The sequence below is a fragment of the Actinoplanes sp. NPDC000266 genome, assembly GCF_042899005.1.
In the GTDB taxonomy this organism is placed as follows: Bacteria; Actinomycetota; Actinomycetes; order Mycobacteriales; family Micromonosporaceae; genus Actinoplanes.
In genome coordinates this window covers 89,060-112,015 of the sequence record NZ_JBIAZI010000020.1, presented here as the reverse complement: position 1 = coordinate 112,015, position 22,956 = coordinate 89,060, and the positions used below count along the sequence as shown (strand labels likewise).

Genomic DNA, 22,956 nt, shown 5'->3' with positions numbered 1-22,956 from the left:
CCAATCTCAGCCGCAGCTGATCGCGGAGTAGGGAGCTTGCTGCCCGCCCGCCGACGCGGTCCCGGCAGGGATCCGCGTGGTGCGGGCGTTGAAGGACTGGTAGGCCTGTTTGCCGGGGGCGATCCCGGAGAAAGCCTTCGATCCGTACGGGGTGGACAGCGCGACGTCGACCGCCGCCGTGCCGTTGTTGACGGCAGTAACGGCCACGTAGGCGTTCGGGCCGACGCACCGGGCGGCAGCCGTGATGGTGAGCGGCGACGGCTCGACGGTGACCGTGGCGGTGACGCTCCGGTTGGCCGGCGCGACCTCCTCGTCCTTGGCCATGTCGAGGACCGGCAGGCCGTCGGCGGCGAAGTGGACGCGGCGGACGGCGACGTCGCGGGAGCCGCCGATGCCGAGCTTGGCGTGGAAGACGACCAGCGGGACGCCGTCCTCGTCGGCCGAGAAGCTGTTGTGGCCGGGACCCCACATGTTGAGCGCGGTGTCGGTCTTGAGGACCGGATAGTTGTACTTCGTCCACGCCTTCGGGTCGGTCAGATCGGCTCCGGCGGTCGCGGAGACCAGGCCGGTGACGTAGGTCGGGCCGACCGACGAGCCGGAGTAGGTCATCCAGAGCTTGCCGTCGTGCTCGATGACGAACGGGCCCTCGGCGACGGCGGCGCCGTTCTTGTCCCACCCGTACTCGGCGGTGATGATCTTCCGGGGCTCGCTGGTCAGGCGGTAGGGGTTGGCCGGGTCGATCCGGGCGATCCAGATCTCGGCGTCGCCGATCAGGCTGCCGACGATGTAGCGCTGTGACCAGGCGACGTACGACTTCCCGCCGTCGGAGATGTAGGTCATGTCGAGTGAGATGCCGGGGTGCGCGGCGTCCAGTTGGAGCGGGCTGCCGTCCGCCTTGAGCACCCGCTGTGGAGTCTCCCAGTCGGAGGCCTTCGTCGGGTCACCGCCCGGTTCAAGGCGCAGCACGTGGGCCTGGACGCTGGACCAGGCGTTGGCGCCGACGCACGGGGCGAAGAAGACGTGCAGGGTGCCGTTGAACTCGTGCAGCTCCGGCGCCCACATGCAGCCCTTGATGTCGGCCACGTCGGTGCCGACCAGCACGTGGTCGGCCGCGGTGCGCAGGCCGGCGATGGTGTCGGCCTGCCGGATCAGCAGTTGGGCGCCGCTGAGCTCGTTCGTGGCGATGAACAGGTACTTGCCCTGGTAGCGGAAGATCGTCGGGTCGGCGCGGTCGTCGATGAACGGGAACGGGTAGTCGGTCTGCTTCACCGTGCCCTGGACCGTGTAGGCGCCGGGTTTGCTGGTGTCGACGGCGTCCCAGTCGACCGCGCGCCGCGCCGTCGAGCCGTCGCTGTAGCTCAGGTTCGCCGGGCCGAGGTTCGCGGGGGTGCCCTGCGGGACCGTCAGGTCCGGCACGGTGACGCCGGTGTTGGTGATCCGCCCGAACCGGGTCTCGAGGCCGGACGCGGTCGCCTTGTCGACCGGTACGACGTTCGTCGGGTAGGCGCCGGTGATCGTGGTCGCGGGCGCCTGGTCGAGGGCGCCGAACCACAGCCCGGCCGTGCCCCGGCTCGTGGCGTCGGTCAGGGATCCGAAGGTGGTCCAGCGGGCGATGCCGGTGTCGTCGGCCCAGCGGACCTGGTACTTCTTCGCGGCCGAGTCCCAGGTCACCTGCGGCCGGTTGACGCCGCCGGTGGTGCCCAGATCGACCAGCCCGGCCTCGGTGAACAGGCGCAGGTCGGCCGAGGTGAAGTAGAGCATGGAGCTCGTACCCGAGCTGTCGTCGGCACCGCTGGAGAGGGTGCGGCTGGCGACCACGCCGAACGTCCCGTCGGCCTGCCGGAAGACGTACGGGTCGCGCAGAGTGCGGATCTCGTTGATGTCGACGTTCGCGGTCGGCACGGCCTTCGGGAAGACGATGCCGTAGTTCTCGTTCAGCGGGGTGAACGCGGTCGGTATGGCGCCGAGCGCGAGGTGGCCGCTGTAGGACATGTTCGTGCTGTACGCGCGGGCCTCCGGCAGCGGGGCGCGGTGGTAGCTCAGCACATAGCGGGCCTGCGCCTCGGGCAGCACGGAGACGGTGAACACCTTGGTCAGCACGGTGGCACTGCCGTCGCGGACGGTCGCGGTGATGGTCGCGGTCACGACCCGGTCGCCGCTCGCGGTGATGGTCGCGCCGCTGGTTCGTACGGCCGGGTCGTCGCTGGCCAGCTCCAGGCTCAAGCCGGCCGGCACCGCGGGCGCCGAGGTGCCGGAGGCGACGACGGGCGCGATCACGTACGTGTGGGCGAGCGCGGCGACCACGTCGGGGCGGGCGACCGTGGCGACGGTGAACGACCGGGTGAGCGTCTGCCCGTTCTTGGTGAGCGTGGCGGTGAGGACGGCCCGGCCGGCCTGCTCGCCGAGGGTGACCTTGCCGGTGGCGTCGATGACCTGCGGGTTGTCCGACAGCCAGGTGACCGCGATGCCGTCGCCGACGGTGCCGGGCAGGGTCAGATCGGTAGCCACGGCCTCCGGCAGCGCGAGCTGGTCGCGGGCGCCCCGTAGTTCGACGGCGGTGAGCTCGGCGGTGGTGAGCACCCGGTCGTAGAGACGGAAGTCGCGGACCCGGCCCTTGAGGTACCGGTCGGCCGCGTACAGCGAGCGGCCGATGTAGTTGGCCGTGGTGACACCGCCGCCGATCGAGGCCGGGGTGAGGGTGACCGCGGTGTTGCGGGCCACCTGCCGGCCGTCCTCGTACAGGGTCGCGGTGTCGGTGGCGTCGTCGAGCGTGTAGGTGATCGTCTTCCACGTCCCGCGGGGCAGGGCCGAGCCCTTGGTGGTGTTCTGCTCGCCGCGGTAGTCGCTGGCGGTGATCCCGGTGCGGTAGGCGTCGCCGGTGGTGAACAGGTAGCCGCCGGCCGAGGAGACGCCGAGCCCGTACAGGAAGTAGGGAGTGGCCTGGGCCGGGTCGATCCAGACGTCCATCGAGACGCTGACCGAGGTGAGCCCGGCCAGGACGTTGTCCGGCAGGTCGATGTGGTCGTCGACGCCGTCCAAGGCGACACCCTGGGCGCCGCCGGCGGCCGCGCCGTTGACCAGGGTCGCGGCCGCTCCCCCGGCTGCGGCGTTGTGCAGTGTGCTGCCCGTGGTCTCGTCCATCGGATACCACAGCACCGGGCCGTCGGTGGCCGCCTCGGCGGCCGTCGCCGAGAGCAGGGCGCCGCACAGGGCCAGCACGGCGGCCGCCGCCATCCACCGGCAGCTAGTTAACGTTAACAACACAGGACCCACTCTCGTCGCACGGAAAATGAGACAGGAAGAAACGCCAGGCACGCAGAACCGAACCCGAGGCCGCCGGGAGAGAGCCGCGTCGGTGTGATCGTTCACAAATGATGGTCGCCAGATTGAAACATCGCGGAAACGAGCCTGTCAACGCATCGACCGATGCCACGCTCCACAAAGAACTTCCTGGGAAAAAGTGATATCCGGGCCGGCTCTTCCGGGGCGCACGAAAAGGCCGGCGAGGCTGAGCCTCGCCGGCCTTTTGCTGGTGGTGATCTCAGCAGCGCTTGATGGTGGCGCCGCCGGCCAGCTTGACGTCGGCGACGGTGAGCCGCGTTGAGCAGGGCGTCTCGACGATCTGGGCGTTGGTGACGGTGAGGTTCTTCAGCGTCACGTCGCTGGTGACCGGGAACTCGGCGCGGGCGGCGATGCGGATGTCGCCGGGGCCGGTGATCGAGCCGCTCGCGATGGTGACGTTGTAGCAGTTCTCGATCAGGACCGGATGATTGCCGGTGCCGGCGATGTCGACCCGGTCGATCAGCACGCCGCCGCTCTCCGACACACAGAAGATGCCCCGGCCGCCTTGGCGGGCCTTGACCAGGCCGACGTGCACATTGGTGGCGTACGAGTCGCCGATCCGGCCGTTGCGGTTGGCCATCCGGAACGCCGCATACCCGGTGCCGGCCCCCGCGTTGTCCCCGTCGACCGTGCCGATCTCGGCGTTGACCGTGGTGTTGAGCAGCAGCCCCGACTCGCCGGTGTCGTGCGCGGTCACCGTGCCGACCTTCAGTCCGTCGACACGCAGGGTTTCCATGCCCTGCGACAGAGTGTTACTGACGGTCAGATTGTCGACGGCGATGTTCCGGCTCCAGTTGGTCGAGCCCTTGGCGACGTCGACCCGTACGCCGATATAGGTGCCGTCAATGGTGATCTGACCGAGCTTGGCGTTCGTCACGTCCCGCAGGAAGACGCCGTAATAGGAGCTGCTCTTGATCGTGAGGTGCTGCACCTCGATGTCGTGCACGGCCCGGGCGTAGATCAGCCCGTAGTCGTAGGCTCCGTCACCGGTCGCGGTGATGGTGCCGCACACGTCGAGGACGGTGTAATCCCCCAGTCGGATCCATTGGTTTGCCTTGACCGTGCCTGACCCGCGGACCACCACCCGTTCCTTGCTGGTGCGCCCCGGGGTCAGGTTGTTCACCGAGGTCTGGACGGCGGCGAGCATGTCGGTGCCGGTGTAGACGACCCGGTCGCCGTTACGCGAGGTCCAGGTGTCGCCGCTCTTGACCACCTCGGCGTTGAACGCGCCGGCGCCACAGGCCGGAGCCGCCGCCGGGGCGCCGCTGGTCACTGTAGCGGCGGGCTGGACCGTGGTAGCCGGGGAAGCGCTGGTGGCGGCCGGGGCCACGCTGGTCGCCGACGGGCTGGCGGTGGCCGGGGAAGCGGGCGTGGCCGGGCGCGACGCCGGACGGCCGGCGCTCGCCGAGTGCGACGGCCGGGAACGCTGGGCTCCCGCCTCGGCGTGACGGTCGGCGCGCTCGCCGGGGCCGTGCGTCCAGGCGAGCGCCGTTCCCGTTCCGATCAGCACGGCTCCGGCCGCGACAGCGGCCGCACCGATCCACAAACGAGATCTCATAAGGTTCGACTCCTAGGGGAATGGGGGATCCCCCGAAGGCTATTTCGTCGTTCGGTGGATATCCATGAAGAATCGTGCGCTCCGATTCATCGGACGGCATATCACTTTTTCAGCGGACGCAGCGCACGAAAGCTTCGGTCGCCTTGCGATAGTTGGTGTAACCGTCGTCGTAATTGAGCGCCCACCGCTTTCCCGGTTCTGGGCCGGACGGTGTCGACGTCCAATACCAGCCGTTACCCACAGTGTTCGGAAAAGCACTGATGTCGATGGCCGGGCGAACTCGCTTGTCGTCGACGGTGGTGGCGATCTCCTTGACGCTCGGTAGCCGCCAGTCGCCGTGCCCGGCCAGGGACAGGCCGGCGCAGTAGGCGGTGGCGGCCTGCGGGCTCATCACTCCGGTCGGGCCCGTCCGTTGCCAGACCAGGCCGGTCGTCGGGTCGGTGACCTGACCCTTGCTGATCCGGTAGTCCGGGTCGCCGCTGCCGTTGCCGGACCGGACGCAGCGGGCGAAACCCAGCCCCTCGAGCCGGCCGGCGTTGCTGGTCAGCCCCTCGAAGAAGTTGAACGTCCAGGCAGCCCAGCCCGGGCTGACCACCCACGGCGTAGACGACCAGAAGAACTTCGGCGGCGTACCGGGAAAGGCGTCGACGTCAATCGCCGGCTGGTAGCGGCCGTGATCGACGATCGAGGTCAGCTCGATCCGGGTGGGCAGGTGCCAGCCGCCCCCGGCGAGGTCGAGGTCGGCGCAGTACTGCTTGGCCTGCGCCCAGGGCAGCGCGTCCTTGGAGAATCCTCGCTGCCAGACCAGACCGGTCACGGTGTCGTGGACGGTCTCACCCTTGACCTTGTACGAGGCTTTGGCCGGCATCGGCCAGTTGGCCCAGCGCCGGGACAGGGCCTTCACGGACGGGCTGGGCGACGGTGTCGGGGATGACGTCGGCGACGGTTTCGGCGCCGCCCTGGTCGCTGTCGTCCGCGACGGCACCGGCGCCGGCGCTTCACTGCTCGGCGTCGCGGCCACGATCTGGCCGACCGGCTGCTCCTGCGACTCCGGCACGCGCGCGTAGGCAACGGCGGCGGCCGCGACCAAGGCGACTGCGGTGACCGCCGCGGCGACGGGGTTGGACCGCAATCTGCGGGCCACCCGGCCCGGCGTCGCGGGGCCGCTTCCGCCGCCTGCCGCGATCGTCAGCTTTCCTCCCAGCGCCGCCGGCGCCGGGACCAGGGCACAACCGAGCAGCAGCCGTTCCGGTGCGATCCGGGCGGTCGCGTCCCGGTCGCACATCGGGCAGTCGCGAACGTGCCGGGCGATCCGTTTGCGCCACAGCGGGCCGGGCCTGCCGTCCCAGCCGTCGAGGACGGTCCACATGCCGGGGCAGCCGCGCTGGTCGAGCGCGGCCACGACCGAGCGGCAGGTGTCGAGTTGAGCGCGCATGCGCTGAACCCGTACGCCGGCGTACGCCACCGTGGTGTCCAGCATCTGCGCCAGTTCGGCCCGGCTGATCTGACCGGCCGCCTCCAGCCACCACAACGACAGCACCAGCCGTTCGCCGGGGTCGAGCCAGCGGGTCGCCTCGACGACCTCACGCCGTTGCCCGGACAATTCGAGCCGCAGGATCGTTTCGCCCTCGAAGTCGACGCCGTCCTCGGGTGCCGACTCCAGCGGCACGAAGGCGTGGGCCTCGAGCTCGGCGCGATACGAGCTGATCCGGGCGACGGCGATCGAGCCGGCCCATGCCCGCAGCCGTGACGGCTCCCGCAGCTGCGGCAGGTCACGGACGATGCGCAGCATGCAGTCCTGCACGACGTCGTCCACGTCGGGCCGGCCACTGAGGGCCCGCCCGACGATGTTGTAGACCAGCGGCAGATAGCGGCGCACGAGGGCGTCCCGCGCCCGTTCGTCCCCGGCCTGCGCGGCCAGGACGAGCTTGCGATCACTGCGCGGCGCCGTGCTCATGGTGAAGGAAATCCACTCTCTGGGGGTCGAAGCGACCCTAGGTTTCCGATCTCCAGCGTGTCAACGCTGGGTGAGCACCCCGTACTGCGCCCGCGCACCGCCGATGCCGTATCAGTTTTTCGCCTGTGAATTCTTCCTGGTCAGGCCCCTTCCTTGGAGCAAACACCCGGCACCCGCGCCATTACCAGGAGTCACTACATGACGATGTCGGCTTGCGGTCCGGAGTATGTGCTGACCAGGCTGGGCACGTTGGCGCCGGTGGCCGGACTCGCCAACACCTACACCGTGGCCAACCAGCAGACCGGCAAATGCGTCGACGTCAGTGGCATCTCCACCGCGGCCCGGGCCCGCATCCACCAGTGGACGTGTAACCCGGTCAACCAGAACGACCCGCTGAACCAGACATGGCGGCTGCTCGGCCGCTGAACCGCAGCACAAGAAGGCCGAGCAGGTTTAGCGGGGCCCGCCAGAATCGCAGCCTCCTCGGCACTGGCCGGAGGCGACCTATGTCAACGGGAGCAGTGGCAGCCCGGCGAGCAGGCCCTTCGCCAGCAGGCCGGCGCCGAGAACGGTGACGACCATGGCGCTGATCGCGGGGAGAATCGTTGTCCAGCGGCGCGAAACACCCTCGAAGCGGCTGATCAGGCTGCGCGAGCGGACCAACAGGATACCCAAGCCCATCAGGACGGCGGCGAGGCCGAGGCTGAAGGACAGGATCAGCCCGAGGCCGAACACGGTGCGGTTGACGCCGACGGCCACGACCATGACGCCGAGGGCTTCGGGGCAGGGCACGAGGCCGCCGGAGACGCCCATGGCGATGAGGCCGCGCGGGGTGATCCCGCCGGCGGGCAGGGCGTGTGAGTGGGGCTGGCCGCCGTGCTCATGCACGTGGTCATGGTGGTGGGTGTGCCCGGCTCCGACGAGAACCGGCTCGCGGTCATGCACGTGCGCGGGCCGGGCGGCTCGGGCGTGCCAGCGGCGCCGGATCAGCCGTACGCCGATGGCCAGCACCAAAACGCCCGCAATGATTTCCAGCGCGGGTACGAGTACGCCGGGTACGAGGAATTGGCTGGCGAACAGGGCGACCAGGCCGATAACGATGACTGATGCGGTGTGGGTGAAAGTGACGACCGCGCCGAGGGTCAGGGCGTTGCGGGTGGTGCCGCCGCTGCCGATCAGATATGCCGCCATCAACGTCTTCGCATGCCCCGGGGTGAGCGCGTGCAGAGCGCCCAGCAGCGCGGCCATGGCCAGCGCGAACAGCACCAGGGTGACCGACAGCGACGACGAGCCGAGATAACCCGCCAGACGGCCGTCCGGCGGACTCTCCGCTTCGGCCGGCGTGACGACGTCGCTAGTCGCGGCGTCGATGCTGTAGTCGATGCGGCTCTGCCGTTGGGTCTTGTCGCGGCGCTGCGTGCCCACGGTCACCGGCTGCTTCTGGTCGATGAGCGCGTTCACCTGGTAGGCGGCGCCTTGCGGGGCGAAGTCGTTGCGGAAGACCACGGTGTGACTTCCCACGGTGGCGGGTGCGCCGGACGCCTGCGCCTGGATACGCACGGTTCCGTACCCGGCCTGAATCGCCAGATACGACGGCACCTCCACCTTCGTGATCGTCAGCGGCAGTGCACGGTCGTCGGTGCTCACGGAGACGTGCTGGAAGACCCTCCGGGCGTACGCCTCGGCCTCGGCCTGGATGATCTGACGGTCCCGGTCGGCGTCGAGGTCGGTCAGTGCACTCGGCGCGACCAGCACACCGGGAGTGAGGGCGAGCTCGACCGCGATGGCCGACGGGGCCGGGGTCACGTACGCGGCCTGCAAGTAGACGTCGAGGGGGTGTGCCGCCGCCGGCTGGGACGGCAGCAGCACACAGAACAGCGGGGCGGCCAGCAGGAGAAGACGCTTCACGAGCAGACCGTGCCGCCGTAGTCGTTCGTCGGGTCACGGTAGATGCCGTGGATGTGGTCGGCGGCGTCGCCGCCCATGGACTGCGGCGAATATTCGATGACCAGGTGCGGGCCGGTCACCCGGAAGTAGGAGGCGCTGCCGGAGGTCGTCGGCCCGTACCAGGCGAAATAGGTCTTGGCCAGATCGGTCTTCAACTGGGCCAGCCGGGTCGCGGCCTTCGTGTCGTTGGCCAGCGAACCGTACTCGTCGATCAGCTTCAGGAACGCGGTCTGCTGCTCGGCCGACATGTCGGCGCCGGCCAGGCCCTCGGACTGGATGGTCTTGCAGTCCTCGCCGGGGCCGAGCACCAGATCGATGTAGGACGAGCCGAGCACGGCCTTCTTCTTGTCCGCGGCGTCGAAGGAACTCACCAGGGCGTACGCCTCGTCGATGATGTCGCCCAGCGGCCGCACCTCGGCGCCGTCGGAGGTGTATGTGCCCGGCTGCGCGCCGATGAAGCTCGGCGTCATCGACAGGTCGTCGCCTTTGACCGTGGCGTTGACCGTCACGTGGTGACCGCCGAACTGCCACTGCCACGCCTCGGTCGCCGACGGCTCCCCGATGATCGCCATCCAGTAGTACTTCTTGCCGTACTGCATGCTGCCCATACCCGTGCCGCCGCTCGAGCCCATACCGCTCGGCATCGCACCACCCGAAGGGCCACCCGAACCTCCCGGCATCGCGCCGCTGGGCGGGCCACCCGACATCCCGCCGCCCGGCGCCCCGCTGGCCGTGCCCGTCCCGCTGCTGCTGTCGGTGGCGGCCAGGGCGTCGTCGGCCGCCCACTCCGCCATGACCCGGTTGTAGCCCTCGGTGCTCATCGTCGTCCTCATGAGCGTCAGGAAAGCGTCCACCTTGCTCTGATCCAGATTGCCGACCATGAGACCGGCCCGGGTGAACAACCCCTCCGGGAAATTCGACCAGCGCTGCTGCTGCTCCTTGTCACCCCGATCGAACAGCACGCTGTCTTTCTCCGTGCTGCTCAACGTGCCCAGAAAAGCGTTCGCCGCCGCCACGATCCCCGCTGTGTCCGACCCGTACGACGCCGCCGAACTCGACGAACTACTCGAAGACGAAGAAGAGTCATCATCGCCGCACGCCGCCAAGCCCGCGAGGAGCAGACCGGTCAGAGCGATCCGCCCGACACGGGCGGCACACTGCTGTTGAGAAGAGAGCCACATGATCCGGAGCGTAATGCCGGAATCGGCCATAGAGGTTCGTTTCGTACCTATGCATCACCTATGAATCGCAAGAGGGATGATCAGCTCAAGTGCCACGTGACCGGCAGCCAGCCCTGTGCGAAGAACGCCGGAACCCAACGGCCAGGCCGGAGCGGCCAGTGGCGGCCACTCCCCCGCTGATGGTGAAGCCGTCAGGCGGGCGTCAGTCTGCGGCGCGGGTGCTGGGCTTGCCGGCGCCGGCGATCAGGCCGGCTCTGCTCGGCCATCGGTTGCGGCATCCCGGACATCGGAGACCGCTCGATCTCGCCTTCTTCGAGCAACCAGCGGAAGAACTGCTGCAGGCATACCGCTTCTGGAGCGGCGTTAAGGGGTCCCTCGGACGGCGCTTGCTTTCTCCAGTAGCGCTGAGCGGCGTGCAAGCTACGAGACCCGCCTCGCCATCAAGCTAAAACGCTGTGACCTGCGAAAACTTGGGTTTGCATGGGGCGGAAATGGCCGAGTCAAGGGCACCATCTAAGCCGCGCCTCACCCGCCAGACCATCGAAAATGGGGCTTGAGCTGCGGAGACTCGGCCGGAGGTTCATTGTGGAGACGGCGAACTCGTACCGGGTCAAGAGGTCTATCGCCTGCCACCATCGAAATGCATCCATGAAAAAGCGTTCCCGCAAGTCTCTGAACTGCGGAAACGCTTCAAAATGTCGGGCTGACAGGATTGAACCTGCGACCCCTTGACCCCCAGCATTTATTGGGGGCAGCGACGTGCTAACAAACGTTTTACCAGGTCGCTGAAAAGTATACTCGGCCGAGTAAAGGGGTCGCTAGCGGTGCGTCCCGACAAACCCCGCGTTAGCCACTCTAGCTGGGGTTTCGTCGTTTTCCTTCACTCAGCGGGGGCCGCGTGACGGGTTTGAGCTCTTGTTTCGGAGTTCAGGTACATGCGAGCTGACGGACGAGCGCCGTGCTCCTGATCCGACGGCGCGGCACCTTGACTCGTCCATTCTTATCTTGAGCGGATACGGCGATAAGCCATTGCAGCACATGTTGCATTACTCGGCACGGAGCAGAGACGTGACGACGCGCTGCGATTCTGGCCGCTGATATCCGTCTTCGATAGCATAGCGGGTCAGTTGGTGGACCCTTTTGAGCGGGGCTGTGCGTTCGAGGGAATTCTTGCCGTCATTCGTCAGGATCACAGCACTGCCTTCGCCGACTGTTTTATCGCTGCCGTTCTTGGTGTTGAGCGTCGATCGCCGCCAGAGCACGGTTGCCGCGGTTATGTTTCCACTTGAGTCTTGCCAACAGAGAGGCTGCTTTGGGTGGGGCTTCCAACCATGTGCGATGGCTACGACAGGGCTGAGGCAGACCCACGTGGTGGCGTTGTTGTGCAATGCGGCGGAGGTCGTCCAGACGACTAGGGGCAGTTCGGCAAGGTCGGACAAACGAGTGGGCTGAGCATGAACCGCGGGATTAAAGGTGCCGTCTTCCAGGCGCCAGTCTTTGACTTTCTGCATGGCTATCGCCGGTGCCGGTTCGGGCAACAGAACGAGATTGGAGCGCGGACTCGGGGTTGGCCTGTTGGATTGATCGAACGTGGCGGACAGCATGTATCGCTCGCCGCGGTCGCTGCGCTGACCTGTGACGAACTCGTGGTCAGCGCCGATGAGCGTGATGCTCGACTCGATGTCCACGGTCGCGGCGACGTCGAGAAGGTTGGAGGTGAGGGTGAGGCGGCTGTTGAGATTGGCGTTCTCGCCGTTTGTCTCGTCGGCGACCAGGCGTGCGGCATATCTTTCAAGCTGCGGTTCTGTGTCGCCGAGCCATAGCTCTTCGCTTAGCCAATCGTCAACACGAGGTGTGGGCACCCAGGGTGGAGTAGCGACGTACGGTTGGGTTACCAGACCGATGTCCGTCAGGCGGAGATGGGCCGCGTGCTGACGGTCGTTGGGCTGTATCAGTTGTGCCGCGATCAACTCGGCCACCATTCGACCGAAGGCTGCGCGGACTGCTTGTGCCCAGGGCGGCGGCACCAGCATCCCGTGGAGCGACATCCCGGTCGCGGCCTGTTGGATTGCGTGGTCGTCGGGCAGGTGTTGCATCGCGCGGCTGGCGAGAGTGTTGAGCCGGCGCAGCAGGATCGCGGGATCCATGTCGGCTTGTTCAGCAAGCTCGTGAATTCTGCGCGCGTATGGGCCGAACTGGTCAACGGCGTCGGGCAGGCGTCGTCGCGTTCGGGGAACGGCGAGGTGATAGATCGCTGGCAGTGGGGTCAGCGGGGCTCTGATGCGATCGTCGATGACGGCTGCTTGTCGCAGGCAACCATCGACAAGCCACGACCCGCTTCCTGCGCCTAGGACGGAGGAAGATGCGAGGTCTTTGCGGCCGGCTGCGGCAACGGCGCGTGCCGCCGTTTCGCGTATCAGGTCGCCGGCCAGCGCGGCATCTTCCGGTTGGTCCGCTTCCGCGCCCCCTGTGCTAGGCGATAGCACTGTGCCGACAGTGAGGGCAGCGGGTGCGAGAGGGGCAGCGAGTTCCAGTCGCGGAGTTCGGCTCAACAGCAACGACGCGGCGCGGGTTCCGGAGTCTTTAGCCAAGGATCCCGTTTGGGTGAGGGCCCAGGATAGGACTGCGCTTGCTCCTTCACGAACGGTCCACGCCGGGTGGTCCAGGTCGGTAAAGGTCAGCTCTAGTAGTGCCTGTTGAATGAGTTCGGCGGGCGGAGTTTGGCTTGCGTTTGTGTCCGGGCGCGATGGTTTGCTGTAGGGCTGCCTGTCAGCTTCCAGCATGGGGCGTTGCTGAGCCCACCAACCACCGTGGATCGGTCCTTCGAGCGGGGCGGGGCCGTGTGTCGGGATTCCGGTGCTCATGGCGAGCAGATGTTGGCGGACCTGGACCCACACTGTCTTCGCGGGCAGGCTTGGGGCGATGACAGGGAGGATGTCGTCCAGCTGCAGCATCAGCTCACCTGGCCAGTAGTCGGCTGCAACGAGGAGTTCGACTAGGTCCTGCATCGCCTCGCTGCGGGTCTGCTGCCCCTCACAGGCGGCGAGGATGCTCCAGGCCTTTCTGCGGATGCCGGCGCTGTGGTGGCGGTCCCACGAGACCGGTTCGGCTCTGCCGAGAGCAGCTCGCGCGGTGGCCGCTGCTGCGTCCGGGTTTCCGTTTGCCAGCCGTTGGTGTGCCACGGCCACGAGTAGGGTCGCCTCGTCGTGGACACCGCTGAATGCTTGGACGAGTTTCTCAAGCTGTTGGTCGTCTGCCTTGCGGATCAGGCGACGAAGGATGGGCGTCCAGGAGAAGGTTCCGGGGTCTGCTTGTAGTGATCGCCAAGTCAGGGCGGAGTCGAGATCCGAGATTTCGTCCCTCATGGCCTCTGGGGTTCGAGTTGATCCGTCGATGTGTTTGAAGTGCCCGTAGTCGCTTGTGCCCCAGTCTCTGGATGAACGGACCGACTGCTGCGATTTCAGGCTGGCTTCGTCGTCCGATTCGTCTCGTCGGCTCGTGGGAGTGGCTGGGAGTTCGAGCACATCGCGCCAGTGCCGGCGGGCTCCGCCGGGAACATGGACGTCGACCGCTCGGGACAACTGCTCGGTCATGATCGCCGCTGCTGGGGACGGCATCTGTTCGATGAGGCTTCGCAGGGACGTGAGCGCCTCCGTGGGGACAGTCGGGCACATCGGTCCGAGCAGAGCTGCTACCACAGCGCAGAGGAGTTGGGCAGTCTGTTCGGCGTTGGGATCGCGCGGATCGCCGTCGTGGGCTTCCAGTAGCTTCCGGCCCATCCCTGCTACCAGGGCGTTGTGAGCCGCGGCGAACGACAGTGAGCCTTGTGCCAACTGCCAGGCGGCCAAGCGCACCGCGTGACGTGGGGCGGCTTCGGCAACTGAGCATAGAAGGCGCTCGGCGGCAGCTTCGGCGCTGCCTTCGGTGGCTTCGGCAAGGGCGGCAATCAACGGCGCGAGTTCTTCAGCTTCGCTCAGCAGCGCTCCCGGGTTGCCCTGTGTCGCGCGGATCAGCCATTGGATCCAGACGTCGAGTTGCGGGTCTTTCCGCCAGTAGGGGCTGAAGGATTCGGGCATGACGCGGTCGAGCAGCGTCCGGCCCATCTGAGTGTCGCCCATGTGCAGATGCGCGGCGGCCTGGGTGACAAGCAGGTCGGTACGCTCGTACGCGCCGGCCGCATACTCAATCTCGCGGTCGACCTCTGCGACGGCCCCGGCGAGCCAGTCGGGCTGCACGCCGTGCTGCAGGATGTAGAGGCCCAGTATTTGCCGTTGGTGGGCGCCGTAGTCGTCATCTCGGCTTCCCCCTGATATTTCGCCCCATAGTAGGGAGCCGTCGTCCCATTCGTTCATCCCCGTCGCGACGAAGCGAAGCAGTTCCTGAGAATGGCGGGCGGCAACATCGACGAGGATGCGAAGCAGCGCGCTGTTGATCCGAGAGGTGCGGTCCCTGAGCGAAAGCCCTTCGGCAACTTTCGGCATGGCAGCAAGCACGCGTAGTGCCAGGCCCCGCATCGTCAGAGTAGGCAGAGCATCGAGGATCGTGGCCGCGTTAAACACGGCAAGGTCCGTGATCGTCTTGTTCAGCTGTTCGTCGTGCGCGGGCACGCGCTGGTTGCGACTGACATGATTGGGGTCGATTCGAGCGTCCGTCGGCTGGTCAGTCAGTGGGCGGAGCAGCTGAGGAGCTGCCGTGATCAGGAGGTCCGCCGTGAGCGCGAGACCGGTTAGACGAGCCTGGTGACCGGCGGCAACTATCGGGTTGACGCGTTCGATCACTGCTGCGGACAGCACGTCATACACGTCCTCGACGGCCGACAGGTCTCTGATGACTATCGCTGCGGGATTCCCGATGCCGGCCAGCAGGTCGTTGCCGAAAGCAAAGGCAGATGCGGCGAGTGTCCTTGCAGTCGAATCGGACTCGGCTTGCTCGCTGTCCGCAGTAGTTGGTGTTTCTTCGGAGTCAGGGTTTGTGCTAGCGACCGCGATCTGCAGCGCGAGCCGGGCGGCGTCGCCACGGGAAGCCCGATCGGTAACAGCAAGGATGCTTTGCCCTGCGTTGTCATCGCCGGCTGGTAACGCCAGGCTACGGAGTGTGTCGAACGCCTGGGAAAGGTGGCCGGCCTTGAGCTGCTCGGCCGCGATTTGCAGACTTGCCTCCGCAATAGTCTGATACGCCGATTCGCCGGGGCTGCGGTTGGAGTCGCGGCTGTTTTCGTGTGGGCTGGCCGCGAGCGTGCCGAGCAGCGCACTACGCAGGGCGGCCGCGAGTTCTTCGGCGTCGCCGGTTCGTCCGATCCGCAGGAGTTCCGCGATGGCGTAGCCAGCGAAATGTGCAGCGCGGCCACCGAGTGCGTACGCGTCGAGATCCCTTCGCGTGGATCGGCGGCCCGCGGCACGCTCGGACATTCGACGCAGGATGGTGTGGATCACCGAGAGAGGACGAAAACGTGCCGTGCCAGCCGCCCAAGCCTGCAGTGTGTCCCAGTATTCGCTGCTTCCGACGGCGTCGATTTCGCGGATGTCCGCGGCGTCGAACAAAAGTCGGGCGGCGGGATGGGCGATCTCGTCGAGTCGGATTGCCGCCTGCAGCGCGAAGCGGGAGGAGATGCGCGGCGTGCCGTCGGGCAGGGCGTGTGCGATGGCGGCGGCCGGGTCGCCGGCGCTGATCCACATTCCGGTCAGGTCGACTTCTTGGAGCGCCTGCTCGCGGGAGCGGAGTTCGGCGTGAATCAACATGAGTCCAACGAGTGATGCAGCGTCGTCTTCCTGCGCGGCCAGGCGCAGAGCGATGTGGATGTCCTCGGTAAGGACGACTGGTGAGGTGCCTGCCAGGAACCGGGCCCGTAGGTGGTGTGGTGTTGCCAGAGCGAGGGCGCGTTGGGGCTGGCCGGCCTGGGACGCGTGGAAGAATTCTTCGCCGCGCTCACGTGTGTTTTCGTCTGCTGACGCGCACCTGTCTGCCAGGACTGCGTGTCGGGTGATGTCGGCATCGGGGTCGGGGTCGCCGAGCACGTTGACGCGAGTTGACTCAAGAACGAACTGGCGGAACGAATCGTGGAAGAACATCCACGACTTGCGGTCCAGGATCCGGAAGAGGTGCCTGATGCCGCGCAGGCCCTGCAGCGCGGTCTCGTTCGCCCAGCTCTTAACCCATCCTATGTCGATGGGCGACCGGAGGCGGGCCATGTCGCCGAGGAGCTGACGCACCGCGTCTCGTTCGGGCAAGTCGGCCAGATAGGCTGCGTAGTCGTCGGCCACGCTGCCGGAATAGCGAACGCACCGGATCAACGCCTCGTCCACATCGGCCGTAGGTATCGGGCCGTCGCCCGGATGCTCAAGCGGACCGGCGAGGTCGACGAGCGCGTTAGTCACGTATCCCAGGGCCAGCGGGTGCCCATTCACCAACTGCGCGACCCGGTCGATCTGGCGGTTGGTCAGCACAAGCCCGGGGGTCTCTGCGGCGATCTGGCGGCATGCTCGTTGCACTGCGACCGTTGCCAATCGGTGCGCGGTGAGGTCAATCGTTCGGCTGCTGCCGTCCGCGAGCGGCTCGCTTACGTGATGCACGATCCGGGGATTGACCAAGGTGAGGTTCTGCGAACCGAGCAGGATGATCACGCCGTCAGGGACTGCCGCGGGTGACGGCAGTTCGGAGAGCAGGGGCTCACTCACCTCCGCGCGGACGACGTGATCCAGTCCGTCGACGATCACAAACGTGCGGCGTCCCGTCTTGATGAATTCTTTGCTGGCCGCAGCCAGCTGTTTCTGGAACCTGAGACGCAGTTCGTGGACGTCGCGCTCGGGCAAACTGTCCTTGACGCGCAACGCCGATTCTTCAAGCTGGACTACCACGTCGTGGAGGAAGTCAGTGGCCGATGCGCGCCCGGCCGCAGCTGCATCGCCGGGAAGGAAGGCCAAGTAGGTGATCACGCGATCGGCAAGCGCCGGTGTCGCGTGAGCGATCAGCGTCGATTTCCCGCTTCCTGGTGGCCCTAGCACGCACAGATAGCCGCTTCGGGTCGTGTCGAGCGCGACGGTAAGCGCTTCTTCTGCGGCAACCAACGGCGTATATCGATCGAACTCGACAGGGAATCGGTGGAGGTGCCGGCGCCTGCCTCGGCTGCCGAATCCGGCCAATGCGGCGACATCATCGGGGTGAAGGACAACGGCCTCGCCAGGTTCGCTGTCCTGCACGCGCCGGTAGAGCACGGCTGCAAGGCGTCCAACATCGTCCAGGCGTTGATCAGGTGGTAGCCGATCCGGACGCGCAGGCATCGCAGCAGCGGTCTCCGTATCGATATCCAGTGATGCGAGGAAGGGTTCGACTTCGTCCGGCTGCAAACTAGCCTGCTGTTGAACCCAGGCCAGTACCGGCTTCCACAGTTGATCTGTCTCGGGAAGAGTCTTGCCCTCACGTAATGGCTGCAGGATCGCTGCAGCGAACGCCGCCGAGTGCTGCGGGCTTGGCCCGGTTGTCCCAGTTGGCCCGATCGATTTCAACGCGGCCGCGAATGGGCGGTCCCAGCGAGACAACGGTTCAGGCGACACGAGGTGCACGATCACCTTGTGCCCGCCGTACCGGGTACGCAGCTTTCGCCAGCCCTCGACAAGTTCGGCAAACAGCGATGCCTTCGGTTTCCCACCTCGGGTCTTACGCTCTGTCAGTAGAGCGGCCAGAGTCAGATTCCCACTGGCGGATTTGTACTGATATCCATGCACTTCCGGCGCGGGGCCAGGCCGGACCAAGACACAGTCGTCGACCGCTCCGGCCTCAGGGTCGACAAGCCGCAGCTCAAACTCGCCCTTCTCGCGGTACAGGTCGTAGGCGATGGCCGCTACATGATCGTATTGGTATCCATACCCGCGGATGGCCTCCTGCTCGCCGCTCGCGCTGACGCTTTCCAATTGCCCTCACCTGTACCTGATAAAGCATGTCCAGCACTACATTATGACGACTCCAAGATCGACCAAACCACCCGGCGCTCAATCTTCGTAGCGCGCCACCTTGTCAGCTGTGTCGCCGCGTCCGCTTGCCAGGCGGAGTCCATTGGGCGGCGGCGAGCCGCGTCGTGATCATGATGGTGGCGACGAAGAACCGGCAGGAGAGGCAGCCGTTGTGGCGGTGCGCGAATCGTTCGGGCAGGCCCTCGAGCACACGAGGACGTCTCGGTGTTGGCGACGGCGCCCTCGCCGGGCCATCGGGAGGAACGGCGGGGCGTCGGCGGCTTACGGTCCACCTCGACAACCTGTTCGTTCGAGCCGACCTCGCGGCTAGTGATCACCCAGTCGGTGAGTAGCTCGCTTCGGTCCGGGGCCTGCCGCATGATGTCGCGGGTCGCGGCTTCAGCGATGGCAAGCGAGTCGGCGGCGAGGGCAGAAACACGATCGCGCCGTCGGGTGCGCGCCGATCCAAGTGAGCGAAAGTGATTCGGCCACGCCGTCCGTACTGCGTGTGCCGTCGAGTTGGTCAAGGCGGCGATCCAGGATCGAGTCGACCCATTCGACTTGCAGAGGTCGAGGTGGGGGTGAGGCCAGCTGCAAGATCAGCGTGATGCATGCTCCGTACTCCACGGTCGCAGCATTCAAGCGGCTGGCCATACGGATCCGGGTATCGCCCGGTCGAGTTCTTGGCTGGTGCCGTCAGCGCTCAGGCGAAGGCATCGCATTGTCGAGCAGGCGCATGAGCAGGCTCGCGAGGTTGAGGAGTTCGAACGCTTCGTTGACGTCCATGGTGCCCATGGCTTCGTGGGCTGGCGGGTTGCGGATTGCCTGTACGGCGCCGACGAAGAGTTCACGGTAGCCAGCTTGGACGTTTCGCTGTGTGGTTGTTTCTGATCCTCCGAGGACAAGCATCGGTGCGTGTGGAGAGAAGGCTCGGTTCATCAGGTCCACACCGTCGCGGTCGAGCCCGGTGGCGGACTTGACCCGGTTGACCACAGCTTTCATGGATTCGAATACCGCTGCGGCGTGGTGTCCGCTGCGGAGATATGGTTTTGCGGCGGCTACCACTTGGGGATGCAGTGCTGCGAGGCGCGCTTCCCGTAGCACCGGTGAGCTGACTCGTTTGCCGGCTGCGGGCTCCCCGACTACAAGCCGGTCATCGGCGAGATACCAGCCTTGACGGGCGAGCTGATCGATGATTGTGGTCCGCAGTTCGTCGTCCGGTCCGGTGTGTAGGCGTCCGTCCAGCCACTGTCCAAGGAAGGAGCGCAGGGTGCGGCGGCCGTCGGAGCCCCATCGATCCAGGGCCACCAGCACGACATCGACATCGACTTCTCGCTCCCCTTCTGGCAGGGGCAGGCGGTCAAGTGGGATACCCGCATCTTCCAAGAAGAGGCGGATCTGATCAGGTCGATACTGGCTGGCGATACTTTCGGCGACCTGCTTGCACACCAGCTTGCTGATGGGGCGGCCGTCGTCTTCGGCGGGATCCGGGGTGGTGGTGAACACGACACGGCCGCGAGCTCGGTCCTGGCCTGCGGTCGTGAGCGCGAATCTGCGGACCTGCTGCAGGTAGAAGTACGGGTTGGTATCCGGGTCCGGGAGGGCGCCGCTCACCATCGAGTCGACGGTGAGCCGCAGATACCCCGCATCGCGCAGGTTGTGCAGTTCCCGCACGAATCCGCGGTGTCGGTGATCTTCAGGCACCAGCGCTCCTGCGACCTCCTCCATCAGGTCCTTGCCGTTGACGCTCCACAGTTCTCCGCCACCGTGCTGACTTTGGTGGCGGTCGATTCGCCGAAGGATCTCGATATCATCCCAGCTCATGCCAGCAGCTCTCTTTCGGAGGTATGACCGCCGGCACAGGCTAGCGCCCCCACGGTTTCGCGCTTGGCAACATCCGCGCTGCCATCCGTCAAGGAGCCGCTGGGATCTGCGAACCGTTAGCCAACGGCGTCGCCACTTCGCAGATGGCGGTGTCGGCTTGCCCGTGGATGGTCGGGTCGGCTCTTCGGCTCGATCTCATCGACGTACTCGACGGCGACGGCCGGCACCGCGACGTTACGACAGTCGATAAAGTGGAGCGTATTCCAGTCGAGTGGCTCGCCGTTCAGGTGGCGGTGGAGATACCAGATGGTGGCTTCGATCTGGTGCAGGCCGACTTCGGGGTGCCGGAACTTGACAATGCAGCTTGTCGCTGCGGCCTCGAATCTTGCCTGGAGGTCGCCTCCGATGTGCCCGGCGATGTCTTGGACGATCTCTGGGGTCGTCAGGTAATCGTGTTGGCCGTCGATGGGGTTCAGGGTGTGCTCGCGGATGAGGGACGCGTAGGGGCCGTGGTGCGCAGGATTGGGTTGTTTCAGCCGGTACAGCCATGCGCGGTGGCCATCGGACCGGCTGCGAGGGATTCCGTGTTCGAGCTCGTGACGAATGGCCTTCCACCGGTCGGCCGGCATGTCGTCGGCGCACAGCAGATGCAGCGCGTTCCACAGTTGGTCGAGGACCAGGCCGAGTGGCTTGATGCCGTCGGCGAGGAAGAGCCTGGGGTCGACGGTTCGCGTGCCGTGGAAGTAATAGGCGGCGTCGAAGGCCACTTTCTCGATGTCGACGCCGACAGCTGAGAGTGCGTTCTCCGGGAGGGCGCTCGAGGGATCTTGCCACGGCCGGGCTAGGGATTGATCGGCGTGTTGGATGGCTTTGAGCAGGTCCTGCGGCGGCACTACGGTGGCGCGGCTCAGTGACGAGACGGCGGTGTCAGGCGTCTCGCAGTCGAGTACCAGCAATGATGTCTCCTATTCGGCCGTCTTCGGTTGCGTTTTCGGGTGGGCAGAGGTCGAGGCTGAGCCGACCCACGCTTGGTGGGTGTCAGCGACGCGCAGGCCGTCGGCGGACCTGCCTTGGAGGATTCCCATGCGCATACGGCCCTCGATGAGTTGAAGGCCGGGGGTTCCCGGGCGCAGCAGGTCCCGGGTGATGAGTATGGGCGGACTAGCCAGCTCCCCTGGTTTTCCCAGGCGTCGCGGTAGCGCTGCGGGCGCAGGCTCAGCCAGTATCGATGTTCTGCGGCGACGCGGTCGAGCCAGGCTTGGTCGCTCGGTCCGGTGGGAGCGTTCTTCAAGTCATCGATTGCTACGTCCTTGAGCGTCCACTGGATCGGGCTGAGGTCGAGGTTGCCGTAGTCATCGAGGAATTCGAGGTGTCGGCCGTGATCGTAGAGCCACTGTTGGACAACCTCGTCGGGCCACGCCAGGCGTGTGATTGCCGGCAACGCGAGGAAGACGGAGAGGTCCTGGTCGCAGTCTGCGGGAGGGAGGTCTGCTAAGCGGACCGGCATTGGTGCTGCCCCTTTCCGGTGCTGTTTGGGATGGCGTGGCCGCTGTCGCGCCGCGCCGTATGTCGCGGCATCGCGGATTATTGACCGGCACGGCGGCACAGCTCGTGGTAGGTCCACTCAGCGTCGGCCGGGGAGTCCAGGAGGAGGAGGTACTCGAGGTTTGCTGTGCGGTGTCGCTCGATCAGGGAGAACTGGTCGTGCCATACCCGATCGCGGGTAAGCAGCACTGGTTCGTCGATCTCCGGGAACTGGTCGGCAGTGATGTCGAGGATCAGACCATCCTGCTCAAGCCAGGCGTGTGTAGCGAGGGAGTGATTCCGTACTCCTGCACTGAAACGCCACTCCCCCAGCCCGGAGTCGATCAAGAACTGGCCCAGCAGCTCACAGGTGTCGCCGCACGAGCCGTGCGGAAAGGCGGCGAGTCGGGCGAGCCGGAGGCAGCCCGAGTCAAGGGCTACGCGAAAGCTCATAGCCGCGGCCTTGATCGGCCCTACCTCGCGGCCATTCGCGTTTCTCATGTCAGTCGCTCTGCCGGGTCACGTTGGGCAGAATAGTAGCGATCGACAGCGGTTTCGGTAGTGGGTGACGAGAGTTCGACCGCGACTCTCTCCGAACGGTGACGATCGGCGAGGGCACATGGGCATGGCGATCGTCTGATCGCGTGGCGGCAGGCCGGCAGCGGCCAAGCGGCCGGCTCGTAGGTGAGGCGGCGCCGCGCCGCGCGGCGGTGCCTATCCGAGGTGTGGGGCATGGTGCATCTCTAGCTCAGCCGCGTCCCGGACCGCGGCAGCCAGGGTGGGGACGCGACGAACCTCGTACACATTCAGTGGTAGGGCTTGGCGGAAGATCGGGCTCCAACCCTTGTCGTCCTCATGAAGCGGCTCCGGGGCAACGATACGGCTTAAGTTCGGAGTTCTGTCGGCGGTCTCGGCGTCTTGGAGAGCGAGTTCGTCCGGACGAGTGAGGACACGGCCGATCCCCAGCTGAGCAGAGGGCTTGGATTGACGGAAGCGCCTGGCGACCCTTCGTTTACCGGCTTTGAGGATCAGACCGAGGTGCCTGACAGTTTGTGCGATTCTGCTCGCCGACCGCAGCCTACGGTGATGCCACGGTCGGCCCGTCGGGGGTTCGGCACCGCTTCATCCCTGTCGGAGGGAATCATGGCCTTGAGCCGCCTGGCCACCCAGTTCGCGGCCGAAATCGCTATGCACGACTGGTCGGACGCTCCGTTCCGGGCCGACCGGGCCGGACATCGCCGCGAGCGCGACAGCAACGCCTACGGGACCGCGCAGCTCGACCCCGTACAGACCGAATGCGTGAAGGTCAACGCGATGTGGGTGGCCGCTCAGGTGCTCGCCTACAACGACCCGAACTTCGACGTCAACGAGTTCGCCGGCGCGTGCGGGTTCAGAGAGTTCACCGTGTCCGGCCGTCGCTGGGGCGGCACTTTCGTCACGGGCTTACGTGGAACGTCCGGGGGCTGGATGGAGCCGGGCAGCCCACTCCCCTGATCAAGGTCGTCGACGCCCACCCACCCACTAAAGGTCATCGTCTGTGCCGACCAGCCGGGCTCGGCCCTGAGCTCGTGGCGTGTGGCCGGGATACAAGCATTCACTCACTTTCACTGTGGGCGACCTGGTGACTACGTTGTGGAGTGTGCCGTATCGACGTTCAAGAATCAGCCGCTCGACGCC

General features: G+C 66.3%; 11 protein-coding genes. 2 read left to right on the top strand and 9 right to left on the bottom strand.

Features of this window, described 5'->3' with window-relative positions:
- Window positions 1-6 precede the first annotated feature (6 nt).
- The 3 genes from ACFY36_RS49085 to ACFY36_RS49075 all read right to left on the bottom strand — a co-directional run bounded on the left by ACFY36_RS49085 (window position 7) and on the right by ACFY36_RS49075 (window position 6,857).
- Window positions 7-3,234: a family 43 glycosylhydrolase gene (locus ACFY36_RS49085; protein ID WP_499752818.1), complete on the bottom strand. Its 3,228-nt coding sequence runs from the start codon at window positions 3,232-3,234 to the stop codon at window positions 7-9.
- Between the two features lie 307 nt (window positions 3,235-3,541).
- Entirely contained in the window at window positions 3,542-4,900 is a 1,359-nt protein-coding gene (locus ACFY36_RS49080; protein WP_499752817.1) for a hypothetical protein, read from the bottom strand.
- A 109-nt stretch (window positions 4,901-5,009) separates the two neighbouring features.
- On the bottom strand, window positions 5,010-6,857 hold the full coding sequence (locus ACFY36_RS49075; protein ID WP_499752816.1) for a sigma-70 family RNA polymerase sigma factor: 1,848 nt from the start codon (window positions 6,855-6,857) through the stop codon (window positions 5,010-5,012).
- Window positions 6,858-7,055: 198 nt separating this feature from the next.
- Here ACFY36_RS49075 and ACFY36_RS49070 point away from each other — a divergent pair, with 198 nt between their 5' ends.
- Window positions 7,056-7,283 carry an RICIN domain-containing protein gene (locus ACFY36_RS49070; RefSeq protein ID WP_499752815.1) on the top strand — a complete coding sequence of 76 codons (228 nt, stop codon included), beginning with the start codon at window positions 7,056-7,058 and terminating at the stop codon, window positions 7,281-7,283.
- A gap of 78 nt (window positions 7,284-7,361) precedes the next feature.
- Here ACFY36_RS49070 and ACFY36_RS49065 read toward each other — a convergent pair whose 3' ends face one another.
- The 6 genes from ACFY36_RS49065 to ACFY36_RS49040 all read right to left on the bottom strand — a co-directional run bounded on the left by ACFY36_RS49065 (window position 7,362) and on the right by ACFY36_RS49040 (window position 21,780).
- The gene (locus ACFY36_RS49065) at window positions 7,362-8,765 is read right to left on the bottom strand and encodes a nickel/cobalt transporter (protein WP_499752814.1); all 1,404 of its coding nucleotides are present in this window, start codon (window positions 8,763-8,765) and stop codon (window positions 7,362-7,364) included.
- Complete coding sequence (locus ACFY36_RS49060; RefSeq protein ID WP_499752813.1) at window positions 8,762-9,985, bottom strand: DUF3500 domain-containing protein; 1,224 nt, start codon at window positions 9,983-9,985, stop codon at window positions 8,762-8,764. The genes ACFY36_RS49065 and ACFY36_RS49060 overlap by 4 nt, the downstream gene beginning before the upstream one ends.
- A 1,046-nt stretch (window positions 9,986-11,031) precedes the next feature.
- Entirely contained in the window at window positions 11,032-17,892 is a 6,861-nt protein-coding gene (locus ACFY36_RS49055; protein ID WP_499752812.1) for an AAA family ATPase, read from the bottom strand.
- 735 nt (window positions 17,893-18,627) lie between these two features.
- Entirely contained in the window at window positions 18,628-19,755 is a 1,128-nt protein-coding gene (locus tag ACFY36_RS49050) for a TIGR02391 family protein (RefSeq protein WP_499752811.1), read from the bottom strand.
- A 116-nt stretch (window positions 19,756-19,871) separates the two neighbouring features.
- Complete coding sequence (locus ACFY36_RS49045) at window positions 19,872-20,711, bottom strand: hypothetical protein (protein WP_499752810.1); 840 nt, start codon at window positions 20,709-20,711, stop codon at window positions 19,872-19,874.
- Between the two features lie 628 nt (window positions 20,712-21,339).
- A complete protein-coding gene (locus tag ACFY36_RS49040; RefSeq protein WP_499752809.1) occupies window positions 21,340-21,780 on the bottom strand; it encodes a hypothetical protein in 441 nt (146 codons plus the stop codon).
- A gap of 642 nt (window positions 21,781-22,422) precedes the next feature.
- On the opposite strand from ACFY36_RS49040, the gene ACFY36_RS49035 reads away from it, so the two are divergent.
- On the top strand, window positions 22,423-22,773 hold the full coding sequence (locus tag ACFY36_RS49035; RefSeq protein WP_499752808.1) for a hypothetical protein: 351 nt from the start codon (window positions 22,423-22,425) through the stop codon (window positions 22,771-22,773).
- Window positions 22,774-22,956 lie beyond the last annotated feature (183 nt).

What these genes read in the sequence shown, in the direction of transcription:
- ACFY36_RS49060 (WP_499752813.1), bottom strand. Translation starts at nt 9,985, where the DNA reads ATGTGGCTCTCTTCTCAACAGCAGTGTGCCGCCCGTGTCGGGCGGATC.
- ACFY36_RS49070 (WP_499752815.1), top strand. Translation starts at nt 7,056, where the DNA reads ATGACGATGTCGGCTTGCGGTCCGGAGTATGTGCTGACCAGGCTGGGC.
- ACFY36_RS49035 (WP_499752808.1), top strand. Translation starts at nt 22,423, where the DNA reads ATGGCCTTGAGCCGCCTGGCCACCCAGTTCGCGGCCGAAATCGCTATG.
- ACFY36_RS49085 (WP_499752818.1), bottom strand. Translation starts at nt 3,234, where the DNA reads ATGGCGGCGGCCGCCGTGCTGGCCCTGTGCGGCGCCCTGCTCTCGGCG.
- ACFY36_RS49080 (WP_499752817.1), bottom strand. Translation starts at nt 4,900, where the DNA reads ATGAGATCTCGTTTGTGGATCGGTGCGGCCGCTGTCGCGGCCGGAGCC.
- ACFY36_RS49050 (WP_499752811.1), bottom strand. Translation starts at nt 19,755, where the DNA reads ATGAGCTGGGATGATATCGAGATCCTTCGGCGAATCGACCGCCACCAA.
- ACFY36_RS49040 (WP_499752809.1), bottom strand. Translation starts at nt 21,780, where the DNA reads ATGAGAAACGCGAATGGCCGCGAGGTAGGGCCGATCAAGGCCGCGGCT.
- ACFY36_RS49075 (WP_499752816.1), bottom strand. Translation starts at nt 6,857, where the DNA reads ATGAGCACGGCGCCGCGCAGTGATCGCAAGCTCGTCCTGGCCGCGCAG.